Origin of the sequence: Sedimenticola hydrogenitrophicus (assembly GCF_029017505.1) — a bacterium.
GTDB classification, from domain to species: domain Bacteria; phylum Pseudomonadota; class Gammaproteobacteria; order Chromatiales; family Chromatiaceae; genus Sedimenticola; species Sedimenticola hydrogenitrophicus_A.
In genome coordinates this window covers 1-13473 of the sequence record NZ_JAQGEI010000062.1, presented here as the reverse complement: position 1 = coordinate 13473, position 13473 = coordinate 1, and the positions used below count along the sequence as shown (strand labels likewise).

General features: G+C 60.6%; 12 protein-coding genes. All 12 read right to left on the bottom strand.

The window, feature by feature from the left end; all coding sequences use genetic code 11:
- Positions 1-241: 241 nt before the first annotated feature.
- Positions 242-436, bottom strand: coding sequence for a protein nirD (locus tag O9K64_RS22830; protein WP_275100432.1), 195 nt, complete (start codon positions 434-436; stop codon positions 242-244).
- A 14-nt stretch (positions 437-450) separates the two neighbouring features.
- Positions 451-2025 carry a nitrite reductase gene (locus O9K64_RS22825; RefSeq protein WP_275100431.1) on the bottom strand — a complete coding sequence of 525 codons (1575 nt, stop codon included), beginning with the start codon at positions 2023-2025 and terminating at the stop codon, positions 451-453.
- A 256-nt stretch (positions 2026-2281) separates the two neighbouring features.
- The gene (gene nirJ, locus O9K64_RS22820) at positions 2282-3445 is read right to left on the bottom strand and encodes a heme d1 biosynthesis radical SAM protein NirJ (protein ID WP_275100430.1); all 1164 of its coding nucleotides are present in this window, start codon (positions 3443-3445) and stop codon (positions 2282-2284) included.
- Positions 3446-3620: 175 nt separating this feature from the next.
- Positions 3621-4124, bottom strand: coding sequence for an AsnC family transcriptional regulator (locus tag O9K64_RS22815; RefSeq protein ID WP_275100429.1), 504 nt, complete (start codon positions 4122-4124; stop codon positions 3621-3623).
- A 50-nt stretch (positions 4125-4174) separates the two neighbouring features.
- The gene (locus O9K64_RS22810) at positions 4175-4630 is read right to left on the bottom strand and encodes an Lrp/AsnC family transcriptional regulator (protein WP_275100428.1); all 456 of its coding nucleotides are present in this window, start codon (positions 4628-4630) and stop codon (positions 4175-4177) included.
- The gene (locus O9K64_RS22805; protein ID WP_275100427.1) at positions 4627-5103 is read right to left on the bottom strand and encodes an AsnC family protein; all 477 of its coding nucleotides are present in this window, start codon (positions 5101-5103) and stop codon (positions 4627-4629) included. Before O9K64_RS22805 ends, O9K64_RS22810 begins: the two co-directional genes overlap by 4 nt.
- Positions 5094-5618 (bottom strand): Lrp/AsnC family transcriptional regulator, encoded by a 525-nt coding sequence (locus O9K64_RS22800; protein WP_275100426.1) that lies wholly within the window; start codon positions 5616-5618, stop codon positions 5094-5096. Before O9K64_RS22800 ends, O9K64_RS22805 begins: the two co-directional genes overlap by 10 nt.
- 1 nt (position 5619) lies before the next feature.
- The gene (locus O9K64_RS22795; RefSeq protein ID WP_275100425.1) at positions 5620-6798 is read right to left on the bottom strand and encodes a cytochrome D1 domain-containing protein; all 1179 of its coding nucleotides are present in this window, start codon (positions 6796-6798) and stop codon (positions 5620-5622) included.
- Positions 6795-7118 (bottom strand): c-type cytochrome, encoded by a 324-nt coding sequence (locus O9K64_RS22790; protein ID WP_275100424.1) that lies wholly within the window; start codon positions 7116-7118, stop codon positions 6795-6797. Before O9K64_RS22790 ends, O9K64_RS22795 begins: the two co-directional genes overlap by 4 nt.
- A 540-nt stretch (positions 7119-7658) precedes the next feature.
- Positions 7659-8009, bottom strand: coding sequence for a cupredoxin domain-containing protein (locus O9K64_RS22785; protein WP_275100423.1), 351 nt, complete (start codon positions 8007-8009; stop codon positions 7659-7661).
- Between the two features lie 285 nt (positions 8010-8294).
- Positions 8295-11120: a NapC/NirT family cytochrome c gene (locus O9K64_RS22780; RefSeq protein WP_275100422.1), complete on the bottom strand. Its 2826-nt coding sequence runs from the start codon at positions 11118-11120 to the stop codon at positions 8295-8297.
- Between the two features lie 110 nt (positions 11121-11230).
- The gene (locus tag O9K64_RS22775; protein ID WP_275100421.1) at positions 11231-12859 is read right to left on the bottom strand and encodes a cytochrome D1 domain-containing protein; all 1629 of its coding nucleotides are present in this window, start codon (positions 12857-12859) and stop codon (positions 11231-11233) included.
- Between the last annotated feature and the right edge of the window lie 614 nt (positions 12860-13473).

The window sequence follows — 13473 nt, the reverse complement described above, 5'->3', positions numbered from 1 at the left end:
AAACTCGCTTCGCTCAAACAAGGGCAGGCTTGAATCTGAAAAAGGGGCCAGATTCGAGGCGCCACCAAGATCGGCCAACAAGGCAGGCCAATCACTTACAGACCGGGTGAGCAGTTACGCCGGGTGAAGCTATTTCGGTTTAGTTAGGGTGGATAAGCGATAGCGCATCCACCATTGCCGCGGTGGATGCGCCTACCGGCTTATCCACCCTACAAAAGTACTTTATCAAATTGAAGTAGTACTAGCGCGGTAACCAGAAGGCGAAGAACAGCGTGAACAGCGCCACCCCGATCCAGAACAGCACAAAGCGCAGCCGCGCGCCCGAGCGGTAGCCCCGGTTCTGGAAGTGCGAGACGGCGCCGCAGTGCGGGCATTCGGCCACGTCGTTGGCGATTTTCTTGCCGCAGTAGAGGCAGTTGACCTGTGTATCGCTCATCGAAGCCTGTTTTCCTAATGACTGGTGCCCGCCGAGCGGGTCAGCTTGTTGTGCACGTTGTACTTGCCGGAGGGCTTTTTCATCGGCAGCCGCTTGACCTCCTCCAGCGTATGGGCATCGTAGATCACCAGCGCGCCGTCGTCATCCCAGATACTGACCAGGGCGTAGCGGCCGTCGCGGGTGAACTCGACATGGGCCGAGGTCTTTCCCGGCGCTGGTATCAGGGTCTTGACGATCTCCAGGGTCTGCTTGTCGATCACGTGCATCCGGTCCTTGTTGGGGCCGAAAAAGACATCCACCCAGGCGTAGGGGCTCTGCTCGTGGCTGCGCATGAAGAAGCCGGGACCGTCGGTCTTGATCTGCTTGATCACCTCCCAGTTCCTGGTGTCGATGATAGACACCTGGCCCTCCTTGATGTTCGGCGTGGCGAGCACGGTACGGCCCTGGTAGTTCCAGGTAATGCCCGAGCTGAGGTGGGGCATGCCGGGCAGGGCCACGTTGGCCACCGCCCGTCTCAGGTCCAGGTCCACCACCTGTCCGGAGCCGTTGCGGGTGGTGCCGATGATCTGGTCGTAGGCCTGGGTCATGAAGAAGTCGTCCAGATAGTCCTTGACGCGGATCCGGCGCACGGCGAAAGGTTGCTCCTTGTGGGCATCGCCCGACTCCTGGTTGTAGTCGTGCACCCAGCCGGAGAAGCCGGCCGGCGGCTCGTCCAGGTAACTGATCTCCCACACCTCGGGGATATCCTTGAGGGCGGCGACAAAGCTGTTGCGCGGATCGGCGGTGTAGACGGCGCTGACCCGGGAGCTGACGCCGTTTTCGTCCTTCGCCTCGATCACCTTCACCGGCGTCAGGTCGCGGGCATCCAGCACGGTGAGGGTGTGGGGCAGGTAGTTGGCGACGATCACGTAGCGGCCGTCATGGGAGACCGCCAGGTTGCGGCTGTTGATGCCGGCGCGCACCTCGGCCACATAGGTCAGGTTGAACACATCGAACTTGCTGATCCAGCCGTCGCGGGAGGCGAAGTAGATGTAGCGTCCGTCCTCGGCCCACTTGGGTCCGCCGTGCAGGGCGAAGCGGGTGGGCAGGCGGTGGATCGGCTCGAAGGTGTCGCCGTTGAGCAGGGTGGCGTGGTGATCGCCCAGCTCCACCACCATGAACAGGTTGTCGATATCGGCCTCGAACAGCGGCTGGTCGGGCAGCGTGCCGGGCGGATGATAGACCAGATGGCTGGCGTTGATCTGCGCCATGCCCCAGACCGGTACCTGTTCCAGGGGGGTATAGACCAGGTCCACCAGGGATTGAATCTGCGCCGGTTGCAGTTTGTCCGTAAAGGCCGGCATCTGGGTGGCCACCCGGCCGCTCTGTATCACCTTGAAGGCGTCTTTCTGGCGCAGCCGTTTCAGGTTCTGCGGCAGCAGTGCCGGTCCCATGATGCCCAGCCGGTCGGGCCCGTGACATTCGGCACAATGCTGTTTGTACAGGGCCGCGGTATCGGCTTGTGTCGGGGCGGCAATCAGGGGGGTGGTCAGCAGGCTTAGGGCTAGCGAAAGAATAATTCCGTAGTACAGAGGGCGTCCCTGGGCCATGCCGGCAAGGCACGCTTTGCAGGTAATGGCTGTTCCCTTGCCAAAAAGCGTAACGCCGTCGGCGTGGTCCAGGGGCGGCCGAATACAGGAACTTATTCTTTCGCAAGCCCTTAATGCCAGCGTAGTGAAAAATAGACGCTTCATTGGTAACTACTCAACCGATCTGTAAGTGATTGGTCTGCCTTGTTGGCCGATCTTGATCCAGCCATCGTGTGAGGCCGGCAAGGCAGGCCAATCACCCTGTGCATAGTTACTTTCATTGTTCGGCAGCGGCCGGCTGGTTGAGGCCGATCTCCTCATCGCTCAGGTAACAGGCGGGGTCCTCGGCCCAGGGATCGTTGGTGAGTTGCAGGGCGCGCACCCGGGTGTTGCCGCCGCAGATGTCGAAGTAGGCGCACTGCCCGCAACGCCCGCCCACCTGGCGCGGCGAGGCCTTGAGGCCCGCCATGATCGGGTCGGAGGTGTCCTGCCAGATCTCCGAGAAGGGCCGCTCCTTGACGTTGCCCAGGTTGTAGTGCCACCACATGGTGTCCGGATGCACGTTGCCCTGGTTGTCGATATTGGAGATGTTGACCCCGGAGCTGTTGCCGCCCCACTGGCGTAGCCTGGCACGAATGTGCGCGGCCTGCTGCGGGTAGTGGCGCGCCACCCAGTGCAGCAGGAACACCCCGTCGGCATCGTTGTTGCCGGTGACGAACTCACTCTTCTTGCCCGCCTTGACGTCGGCCAGGGCGCGCTCGAACAGCAGCTCCATGGCCCAGCGCGTGGTCTGCAGGAACACATCGGTCTCGCGGTTCTTGTTGCCGCGGCCGGCATAGTTGAGATGGGAGAAGTAGAACTTGTCGATACGCTCCGCGTCCATCAGCTCCAGCAGTTGCGGCAACTCGGCGGCGTTGTCCTGGGTCATGGTAAAGCGTAGCCCGACCTTGATGTCGCGGTCGCGGCACAGCCGCAGTCCGTGCATGGAGGCCTGGTAGGAGCCCTGCTTGCGCCGGAACTTGTCGTGGGTCTGTTCGATGCCATCGATACTGATGCCCAGATAATCGAAGCCGACCTCGGCGATGCGCTCGATATTGCGCTCGTCGATCAGGGTACCGTTGGTGGAGAGGGCGGTATAGAAGCCCATCGCCTTGGCGCGGTGGGCGATCTCATAAATATCCGGGCGCATCAACGGCTCGCCGCCGGAGAGAATCAGCACCGGCACGCGGAACTGCTTCAGATCGTCCATCACCCCGAACACCTGTTCGGTGTTCAGTTCATTGGGAAAGTCCTTGTCGGCGGAGATGGCGTAGCAGTGCTTGCAGGTGAGATTGCAGCGCCGGATCAGGTTCCAGATCACCACCGGGCCGGGCGGGTTGCGTTTCGGGCCCAGGGGTTTGGGGTCGAGAACCTCGTGCATGAATTGAGTGATGCGAAACATGGCGTACCTGAATGTTAGGGCCTGTCAATAAATAACGGTCACATCTTGCTGGTCTTTATCGTCCGCCTTCTGCGTTACGGCAAGACTTACATAGAACGATTATGCGCGCCTTGCCGTGCCTTGAAGGCAAACGAAAATCCTGCGCAATCTGTAACCGTTATTTCTTTCCAGGCCCTTATTTGTCGGAGACCAGGCGCAGGCCGGTCTTCTTGAGTATGCGGGAGCTGTAGAGAATCTCGTGACCGCGGTTGTCATCGCCCAGCAGCTGGGCGATCTTCTCGACTTTCTGCTCGACCTCCTGGCGGTCCCGGCCGTGGACCATGGCGAACAGGTTGTAGTTCCACTCCGGCTGGTGGCGCGGGCGCTGGTAGGCGTGGCTGACGAAATCGAGTTTTCCGATCAACTCGCCGTAGTGGCCGATCTTGTCGTCCGGTATGTCCCACACGGTCATGCCGTTGCCCCGGAAGCCGAGGGTGTAGTGGTTAGGTACGACGCCGATCCGCCGGATGATACCGCGCTCCAGCATGCGCCGGAAGCGCCGCATCACCTCTTCGCTACTGCTCTCCACCTGGGCGGCGATGGCGGCATAGGGCTCCGCCACCAGCGGCAGTCCGGACTGGGTGGCCAGGATGATGTGACGGTCGAGCTCGTCCAGGGTGATTGATGGTGTTTCAGTCATGGATATCAAACGCTCTGTTGCCAGTGGCAGGGTGGGGGCTTAAGGGCGCATTAAACCTCGAACCTGAGCCCGATGAAGAACTCCCGCAACTTGGGCATGTTGTAGACCCGGAAGCCGGTACGCTGTTCGATCTCCTGCAGCACCGCGCCGATGCGTTCCGGGGTCTCGGTGGCCAGTACGAACCACATGTTGAAGGCGTGGTCACGGGCGTAGTTGTGGGCCACCTCCGGAAAGGCATTGACCTGCTCGGCCACCTGCTCGAACTGGTCCGCGGGAATGCGCATGGCACACAGGCTCAGACCGCCGCCCAGGCGTTCGGCATGGTATAGGGGGCCGAAGCGCGACAGCTGCTTATGCTCCAACATGCCCTGCAGGCGCCGGATCAGCTCCTCCTCGGAGATGCCAAGCTCCCGCGCGGCCACCTGGTAAGGGCGTTCGCAGATGGGAAAGCCCCCCTGGTAGCGATTCAGGATGGCGCGGTCGATGGCGTCCGGCTCCGGGCTCATTGATAGCGGGCCCCGCGCTGTTTGAAGCGGCGGCCGCTGAACAGCACCTTATGCGGGATCTCCGCCAGTCCTTCACTGCTGATCAGCCGGTCGATATAGCCGAGCACCTTGTCGCGTTCCCGGCCGTGGATCATGCAGAACAGGTTGTAGGGCCAGTCGGGCAGGCGGCGCGGACGCTGGTAGCAGAGGGTGATGCAGTCCAGGGCGCCCAGCTTTGCGCCCACCTCATCCAGCCGCTCGTCCGGTACATCCCAGACCACCATGGCATTGGCGGTGTAGCCCAGCTCATGGTGTCGCACCACGATGCCGAGGCGCTTGATGACGCCGCCCTCCAGCATGGCATCGATACGCCCGATCACCGTCTCCTCGTCCAGCCCGATGCGTTGGCCGATCTCGGCGTAGGGGTGGCTGGAGAGCGGCAGGCCACCCTGGATCTCGGCGATCAGCCGGTAGTCCTGTTCGTTCAGCACCATAGCGGGAACCCCAGATCGATGTGGAACTGTTTCTGCAGCGGTAGGTAGAGGATCGGATAGCCGGTCTGGCGCTCCATCTCCGCCAGCACCTGCTCCAGGCGTTGTTGACTGGGGGCGGTGACGACGAACCAGAGATTGTAGCTGTCTTCGCGTTCGTAATTGTGATTGACCTCGGGGTAGGCGCTGATCTGGTCGGCCACCGCCGCCAGCAGCGCCTCCGGTACCGCCATGGCCGCCAGGGTGCTGGCGCCGACCTGCTTCGGCTTGAACACCGGGCCGACCCGGCTGATCACGCCCAGCCGCTGCAGGCGGTCGAGGATCTTCAGCACCAGGGCTTCGCTGGTTCCCAGCCGCCGGGCGATGTCCGCGAACGGGGTGGGCGAGAGGGGGAGACCCTTCTGGTACTCGTTCAGCAAACGTTTCTCCAGGTCGTTCAAGGCGATCGGATGGCCGTCGGAATTCGCCCGCCGGGTCCGCTTGATGGCCTGTTTGATGAGGGGTGCCGGAGTCGCCATGTCAGAGTCCTGTGGTATGGGCGCGTGCCGTGAAAAAGATACCGCTGGGCTTGGCGACCGGCAGGGTGTGGGTCAGCTGCAGCTTCCGGGTGTCGTACACCTGGACCTCATCCTTGTCTCGGATCGAGATCCACACCTCTTCGCCGCGCGGTGCAAACTCCATGTGCAGGGCTCCCTTGCCAGGTTTGAGGGTCTTGACCACCTTGAGTGTCTCGGTGTCGATCACCTGGATGGTGTCGTTGTCCGGAAAGGCGAAATTGACCCATATCTGCCGGCCGTCCGGGCGCGCCATGACGAATACCGGCTGGCCGTACACCGGGATTTTTGCCAGCGTGTTCCACTCGCCCCGCTCCACCACCAGCACCTGGTGGTGGCCGACGCCGGGTAGGAAGGCGCGGTTGCCGGCCATCGCCCAGCCCTCCAGGTGCGGCATCTTGTAGACCGGCAGCTTCTGCTCGCCCTTGCCGTAATCCTCGAGGATCAGCCGGGTTCCCCGCTCCGGGTGCCAGAGATCCAGCAGGGCAAGACCGTCCTGGCCGAACAGGCCGGCGATGTAATAACGGCCGTCCCGGGTGATCAGGGCATCGTAGGGAAGTTGTCCGATCTTCTCATGCTTCTGGATCACCGGGTTGGCCGGGTCGCTCATGTCGAGGATCCAGGTCTCGCCGGTGTCGTAGAGACTGTATACGAAACGCTGCTCCCCGGCGTCGACCAGGCCGACGGTCTTGGATCTTTTCTCGCTGTTGACCGGGGTCGCCGGGATATCGGCAACCAGGCGCAAATCGCTGGCGGCGAAGACCTTCACCCCGCCCGGTTCGTAGTTGGAAACGGCGATCAGATTACCGTCCTGAGAGATGGCACCGCCAATACTGTTGCCCCCCTGCACGATGCGATGGGTGATGGTGCCGCACAGGATATCCAGCCGGGTAAGGCCGCCGTCGCGGCCGAAGATGTAGGCGTAGCGCTCATCCGGCGAATAGACGGCCGAGGCGTGGGAGAGATCACCCAGGCCTTCGATGCGGAACAGGGCCCTATGTGCCCGGCGGTCGACCACCTGCACGCTGCCGGCCGCCCGCTCGATCACGATCCCCATATCCCCGGTGCCGCGGGTCAGGCATTCGGCGGATGCCTGGCCCGAATAGAGCAGCAGGGCGGAGAGCAGATAGCGCATCAACCTCATGGACGGATTCCCTGTTTGAGTTGTGTGGCCAGCCACTGGGCCTCGGGTTCGGAAATAAACGGCCGCCACGGCGGCATGGGTGTTCCCGGACGGCCTTGAATAATCGTCAGGGCGAGAAAATCAACCCCGTAGGGTGCCAGCCGTCGCGCGGTCAGGGCAGGTCCCAGGCCACCCTCCAGACGCATGCCGTGGCAGGAGCCGCAATCGTGTTTCAGCAGATAGCGCAGTTCCGCCTGACGCTGTGGCGGGACGTCCGCCGCGACCGCAGCGCTGCTGGCGGCGATCAGTAATGCGGTCATGACAGCGATGGTTCTTGGCATCAAGGCTCTCAACGTCTGTGGGTGGCGGATACCACGGTGATTTCAGCGCCTGCCTCGCCCGTTTCGCAAGGGTCATGAAGCGGCTGCCCGGTGTATCGCTGGGTAGGCAATGTAGCAGGAGTGAAGTGCGCTGAGCATTGACCTCTGTCAAATATCAACAGGAGCCAATTCAACGACTTACCTGATTACCCATCTAACTCAGCCATCATCAGGAAAAACCTTAGCCGCAAATAAACGCAAATGAACGCGAATAAGCCCGTTGGGGTTTGCAGGCCCACACAAACGGCGACAAACTTCGATGCCCGGGGATGCTGGTGAGGCACAGCCCGCATCAAGCCTTAACGCGAATGATGCAGTTCGCAAATTCACCTGCATCCGCCGCCGGCAAGCACCGTACCCTGGATGATGCCGCTATTCCCCAACAGGATAAACAGCGCTATTTGCGTTTATTCGCGTTCATTCGCGGCTTTATAAACGGTATCTGACCTTGGCGGAGTCGGGGGCTGTCGGTGAGAAGCGGATCGCAGGGTCCGCCGATCATCACTCGACCCGCACCGTTCCGGTCATCTCCGGATGGGGCCCACAGTGGTAGGGATAGACGCCTGGCTTGTCAAAAGTACGCTCATAGGACTCGCCCGGGAAGAAGTAGCCGGGTTCGGGGTCTCCCGCCTGTTCAAACCAGACGCTGTGATACTGCCGCTTCTCCTTGTTGCTCCAGCGCAAGGTGGTGCCGGCCGGGATGGTGATCTCCTGCGGAATGAACTGGTACTTGAGGATCTCGACTTCCGCCGTTGGCATTTCGCCGGCATGAGCGGACAGGCTGGTTGCCAGCAACCAGGCGGCTAACAGTCCTTTTGCTATGCGGTGCGGTTTCAGCTTTGTGCAGGTCATGACGCTATCCCGATACGTAGTGGTTTTATCCATACTAGGACTGATTCTAGAACAGAACCGGGGAGTTCGGATATCCGGTGGTTGTTTCCCTGGCAAAGCCGCCCCGACCATCCGGCTTGCCACCGTAGGGGCAGGCCCCTGTGCCTGCCCGTTCTCCGGGCAACCACGGGGGTAGCCCTTACACCAATCCTAGGCCTCCGCGGCATAAGTCCATCCCTGGACAAAAAAACGCGCCACTCCGGGGAGTGGCGCGTCAGGGATACTGCAGTTATGAACTATGGTTGATCACTGCTTGATGGCATTGATCTCCACGCCGTCCGCCGCGTTGTCGAAGCCGAGTTTGTAGCCCAGGCTGACATGGTGGAAACGGGCGTTGCTGAAGTCATCATGGATGGCAAAACCGAAGTTATAGACCTTGCCGGTATCCAGACTGATGTCGCCTGCCTGGTCCGATGTCAGCTTGCGCTTCAGGGTGACCACCCAATTGCCCGTCTCCTGCACTGCGTTGGCCTGGAACCCCTGGCCGCCGGACATGAAGCGCTGCTCCAGGATATAACCGTCTTCGGTCTCCCCTGTACCCGATTTGAAGCGCAGGATATCCATGAACTGGTGGGCTTCCATCGCGGCCTTGACTTCGTCGGCCGACTTCAGCTTGTCCCAGCCACCCCGTTTCTTGCCCCGTTTGCCCTGGATTTCGATGCCGGTGCGGCTCTCCTTCAGGTATTTGGTCACGCCCCCCTTGAGATCAAGCAGCTTGGCGGCGTCACTGCCGGCGAGGATTTTGGCTTCCGGCGTGTCCGGCATGCTATTCGCGTCCTGATGACAGGTCTGCCAGCACCCCGAGCGGTCCGCAAACTCCACGTCGTCGGTGGAGAACATCAGCGCCAGCTTGATCGGGTTTTCCGGATCCATCTTGCCGCCCTCGACGAAGGGTACCGGTACATGCCCGCCCTCCGGCCAGGTAAACCGCAGATAGAGGTTTTCATCGTCATGGGTGGATTCCACGGTCACCGGGATGCTGCCGCGTTTGCCGGGGATCGGAGTGGACTCGGCCTTGGCGCCGGAGACCATCTTCTCACCCATGTCGGCGGTCTCCTTGTCATGGCAGGTGGTGCAACGGTCGCCGCCCTTCAGGAGGGGACGCGCTCCACCGTGATCCTTGCCGGTCATGACCCATTCCATCGAGGTCTCGCCCGGATAGAACAGGGTGATGTCACGGCTGCCCGCCTTGCTCCAGTCCACATTGATCGCGCTACCGGTGGACGACTTGGGGGTGGGGACGGCGGCCTTCGCCGGTGCTGTCGCCACGGCCGTGGCCTCCCGTTTTACCGCATTTACTTCGGCCGCCTCGTTGTCCAGGCCCAGCTTGTAGCCCAGGCTGACATGGTGGAAGCGGGCATCGCTATAGTCATCGTGGATGGCAAAACCGAAGTTGTAGAGCTTGCCGGCTTCAAGGCTGATATCGCCGGCCTGATCGGATGTCAGCTTGCGCTTCAACTCCACCACCCAGTTGGCGCCCTCCTTGCGCGCATTCACCTGGAAGCCCTGGCCGCCCTGCATGTAACGCTGATCCAGGATATAGCCGTCCTCGGTGTTATCTGTCCCCGATTGGTAACGCAGCAGGTCCATGAACTGGTTGGCTTGCATTGCGGTGGCCACCGCATCACCGTTCTTCAGCTTGTCCCAACCGCCGCGTTTTTTACCGCGCTTGCCCTGGACTTCGATGCCGGTGCGGCTCTCTTTCAGGTATTTGGTCACCCCTTCCTTCAGGTCCAGGGCGTTTGCCGTGGCGCTGGCCGCGATGACTCCCGCATCCGGCGTGTCCGGCATACTGCGCGCATCCTGATGGCAGGTCTGCCAGCAGCCGGCGCGATCGGCAAATTCGACGTCATCGGTGCCCAGCATGAGCGCCAGTTTCATCGGATTGGCCGGGTCCATCTTGCCGCCCTCCACGAACGGGACGGGGATGTGTCCGGTATCCTCCCACTCGAATCGCAGGAACAGGTTCGCGCCGTCGTGTGCCGCCTGGACGTTGACCGGGATGCTGCCGCGCTTGCCCGGGATCGGGGTGGACTCGGCCTTGTCGCCGGAGACCATCTTCCGGCCCATGTCGGCGGTCTCCTTGTCGTGGCAGGTGGTGCAGCGGTCGCCCCCATTCAGGAACGACCGTGCGCCGCCGTGATCCTTACCGGTCATAACCCACTCCATCGAGGTCTCGCCGGGATAGAACAGGGTGATCATGCGTGCCGGCACGCCACTCCAGTCGATACCCATACCGGCGCCGGTCACTGGTGCGGCTGCGGCGGTCCCGCCCGCGGCCTGGTTGGCCAGCGCCGCGGCAACCGCGGCCTCGATGCGTGCCTTCTCGGCCTCCTTGGCCGCCAGTCTGGCCTCGCGCTCACGCTCTTTTTCCGCCTTCTCCGCTTCCGCGGCGGCTGTTTCCTTTTCCTCGACCCGCTTCAGCCCTTCGGCAAACATCTCCGGAATCGGGCGTATGAAGGCCGGATTGGGTGCTTCAAGTTTCTCCAGTTCCTCATCGGTCAGCAGATCGCGTACCGGTTCGTGGGCGATGCCCTTGTGGCAATCGATACAGGTCTGACCGGTCTCGAAGGCGTTCATGTGCTGCTTGCGGGCACGTGGACGCTGGAATTCTGGATTCATGGATTCGAAGTTGTGACAGTTACGGCACTCGCGCGAGTCCGTGCTCTTCATCGTGTTCCAGACCCGTTTGGCCATGGTCAGACGATGCTGGTCAAACTTCTCCGGGGTATCCACCGTCCCCATGAGCTTGTGGAAGATTTCGTTACTCGCCTGGATCTTACGCACCATCTTGTGCACCCAGGGGTCGGGAACGTGACAGTCGGGGCAGGTGGCCCGGACGCCGGTGCGGTTGGAGTAGTGGATGGTCGGCTTGTACTCCTCGTAGACGTTCTCCTCCATCTCGTGGCAACTGATGCAGAAATCGAGATTGTTGGTGGCTTCCATTGCCGTGTTGAAGCCGCCCCAGAATATGATGCCGACTATGAAGAAGAGTAGGGCGCCCGCTATCGTGGTGCCAAGGATTAGCCGGCGAGACATCAAGCCCGGTTTTTTTGATTCCTGAACCGCCATCTTTTTATTTCTCCAGGTACAGAAGAGAAGCGTGAAGTGTTTGTTAAAAATAAAGCGGGCATGGAGAGTCTCCATACCCGCTTTTGGACTAGCTCATACTACATCCGCAATCAGGTGACGTGATTCACGCGGTTGTGGACATTGAACTTGCCGGTGGGTCCGAACAGACCTTTGACGCGGGCCTTCTCTTCCAGGGTCTTGGCGTCGAAGATGATGATCTCGCCATTCGGCTCCTTGCTGTCCTTGCGGTTCCAAACCGAGGCCCAGACTTCCGAGCCGTCGCTGTTGAACTCGAAGTGGACCGCGGCATAACCTTCTTTTTCGGTCAGACGGATGGTTTTGACAATCTCCCGGGTCTTCTTGTCGATAACCTGGATGGACTGCTGTACCTCGGGCTCCGGATGCTTGGTCTGGTCGGCCCAGAAGTAGTCGCTCTTCGGATGGGTACGGATGAACAGGCCCGCACCATCGGTCTCCACCTCGTAACAGATCTTCCAGGCCTGGTCCTTGTGGCCGGCCGGGTCGTTGCCCCAGACGGTAACCTTGCCTACACCCAGGTGGGTGGTGCCGCCTACCGGGCCGCACTTGGGGTCGATCCAGTTGGCGCCGGGACCCGGATGGGGCAGTTTGTCGACGTCGATCAGCGCCTCCAGTTTCTGGGTGTCGGTGTCAACCACCACCATCTTGTTGGAGGCGTTGGCGGCGATCTGGAAATAGCGGCCGGTCGGATCAAAGAAGCCGTCATGCAGGAACTTGGCGGTATCCATCTTGGTGATCTTCAGGTTGTCGATATCGCTGTAGTCCACCTGCCACATCTGTCCCAGCTCCTTCATAGAGACCAGCCAGCTCGGGTGGTTGGGGGTGTCGTAGATGGCAGCCACGCGGGACTCGTTGACATACTCGCCGTCCACATTCACACCACGGGCGGAAACCACCTTCAGCGGCTCCATGGTCTCGGCATCGGCGATCACGAAGTGCGGAGGCCAGTAGCCGCCACCGACCACGTATTTGCCATCACCGGATACCGCCACATCGCGCGCATCATAGGCGATCTGCACCTCGGCCACCTTCATCTTGTCCGGGGTCTGCCACAGGTCGATTTTGGTCAGCTTGCCGTCACGGCCCTGGGTGTACCAGAAGCGGCCGGGGTTCTTGGCTTTCAGGGTATTGTGATGCTCGGCGGCCTTGAGCACATGTACCGCATATCCGGTTTCTACGTGGGCAACCACCTCTTTGGTGTCACCGTCGATAATCGCCACCTTGCCGACATCACGCTCGATCACCAGGAAGAAGTTCTCCCAGTTGCGGCCATGCATCGGTTTGGTCGGGTAGTCCTTTGGCTCGGTATACACCTTGTGGCGTTCTTTCATGAGTGCCAGGGACATCTCGGGTGGAACCGGGGGCTCCATCTGAACATAGGTGGCCATCCTCTTGATCTCATCCGCCGACATGATGTCGTCGAAGTTGTTCATGCCGCCTTCGGTACCGAATTGGATGATCTTCTCAAGACGCTCCTGACCCAGTTTCTTGGTATTCTTGGGCTCCAGGTTCTTACCGGTAGCGCCTTTACGCAGGGTGCCATGACAGCCCGCGCAACGCTGGAAGTAGGTAGACTTGGCACTCTCGAAGTCCGCCTCGGAGAGGGTGGGTTCTGCTGCGGAGACGTTTACGGCAACGCCCGATGCAGCGAGACCGACGGCCATACCGAGAGCAGAAAGGCTGAAGTTGGTTTTTTTCATCTAGTAAATCCCCATCAATAGCTATTGATATGAGTGAATGCGGACGCGATATCCGCTGCGGTATATTCCCGAGGCGCTACGATCATATATAGTGGTTGAAACTTCTTTGACCTTGGTCAAAGCGTGTAAATGGCCAGGGCACAATTGACAGTGGAGCCCTCCGGATGAGGCCGCCAGGTACCGCCAGATTGTCTGATATTTATCTGTATCCACAGTGGCCAAGAGAAAAATAATACGTAAAAACAATGGCATGTGTGTTCGTCCCTGGTGGGGGCCTTTGCCTGGTTTTTTTCGTCTGGTTGCGGATCCCGGTTTTATGAGATGCACTGTAGTTGATGTGGATCAATAAAAAAGCCAATTCATTAGGGCTGTCCCGGGGGCGGACATTGGGTTGGTCTAATGCCGTACGGGCGTAACGTGGTTACGTCGAATGGGTAAATGATTACAGCGACGTGCCCATTAATTTCGAGGTCCCGCCGCCGGCGTTGGTCTGCCGGATGTAGGGTGAAGGGTGAAGGGTGAAGGGTGAAGGGTGAAGGGTGAAGGGTGAAGGGTGAAGGGTGAAGGGTGAAAAGGACGAACTTCAAACTTCAAACTTCAAACCCCCTCCCTGG

Coding starts and splice junctions, on each gene's coding strand:
- O9K64_RS22830 (WP_275100432.1), bottom strand. CDS start 436: ATGAGCGATACACAGGTCAACTGCCTCTACTGCGGCAAGAAAATCGCC.
- O9K64_RS22825 (WP_275100431.1), bottom strand. CDS start 2,025: ATGGCCCAGGGACGCCCTCTGTACTACGGAATTATTCTTTCGCTAGCC.
- nirJ (WP_275100430.1), bottom strand. CDS start 3,445: ATGTTTCGCATCACTCAATTCATGCACGAGGTTCTCGACCCCAAACCC.
- O9K64_RS22815 (WP_275100429.1), bottom strand. CDS start 4,124: ATGACTGAAACACCATCAATCACCCTGGACGAGCTCGACCGTCACATC.
- O9K64_RS22810 (WP_275100428.1), bottom strand. CDS start 4,630: ATGAGCCCGGAGCCGGACGCCATCGACCGCGCCATCCTGAATCGCTAC.
- O9K64_RS22805 (WP_275100427.1), bottom strand. CDS start 5,103: ATGGTGCTGAACGAACAGGACTACCGGCTGATCGCCGAGATCCAGGGT.
- O9K64_RS22800 (WP_275100426.1), bottom strand. CDS start 5,618: ATGGCGACTCCGGCACCCCTCATCAAACAGGCCATCAAGCGGACCCGG.
- O9K64_RS22795 (WP_275100425.1), bottom strand. CDS start 6,798: ATGAGGTTGATGCGCTATCTGCTCTCCGCCCTGCTGCTCTATTCGGGC.
- O9K64_RS22790 (WP_275100424.1), bottom strand. CDS start 7,118: ATGCCAAGAACCATCGCTGTCATGACCGCATTACTGATCGCCGCCAGC.
- O9K64_RS22785 (WP_275100423.1), bottom strand. CDS start 8,009: ATGACCTGCACAAAGCTGAAACCGCACCGCATAGCAAAAGGACTGTTA.
- O9K64_RS22780 (WP_275100422.1), bottom strand. CDS start 11,120: ATGGCGGTTCAGGAATCAAAAAAACCGGGCTTGATGTCTCGCCGGCTA.
- O9K64_RS22775 (WP_275100421.1), bottom strand. CDS start 12,859: ATGAAAAAAACCAACTTCAGCCTTTCTGCTCTCGGTATGGCCGTCGGT.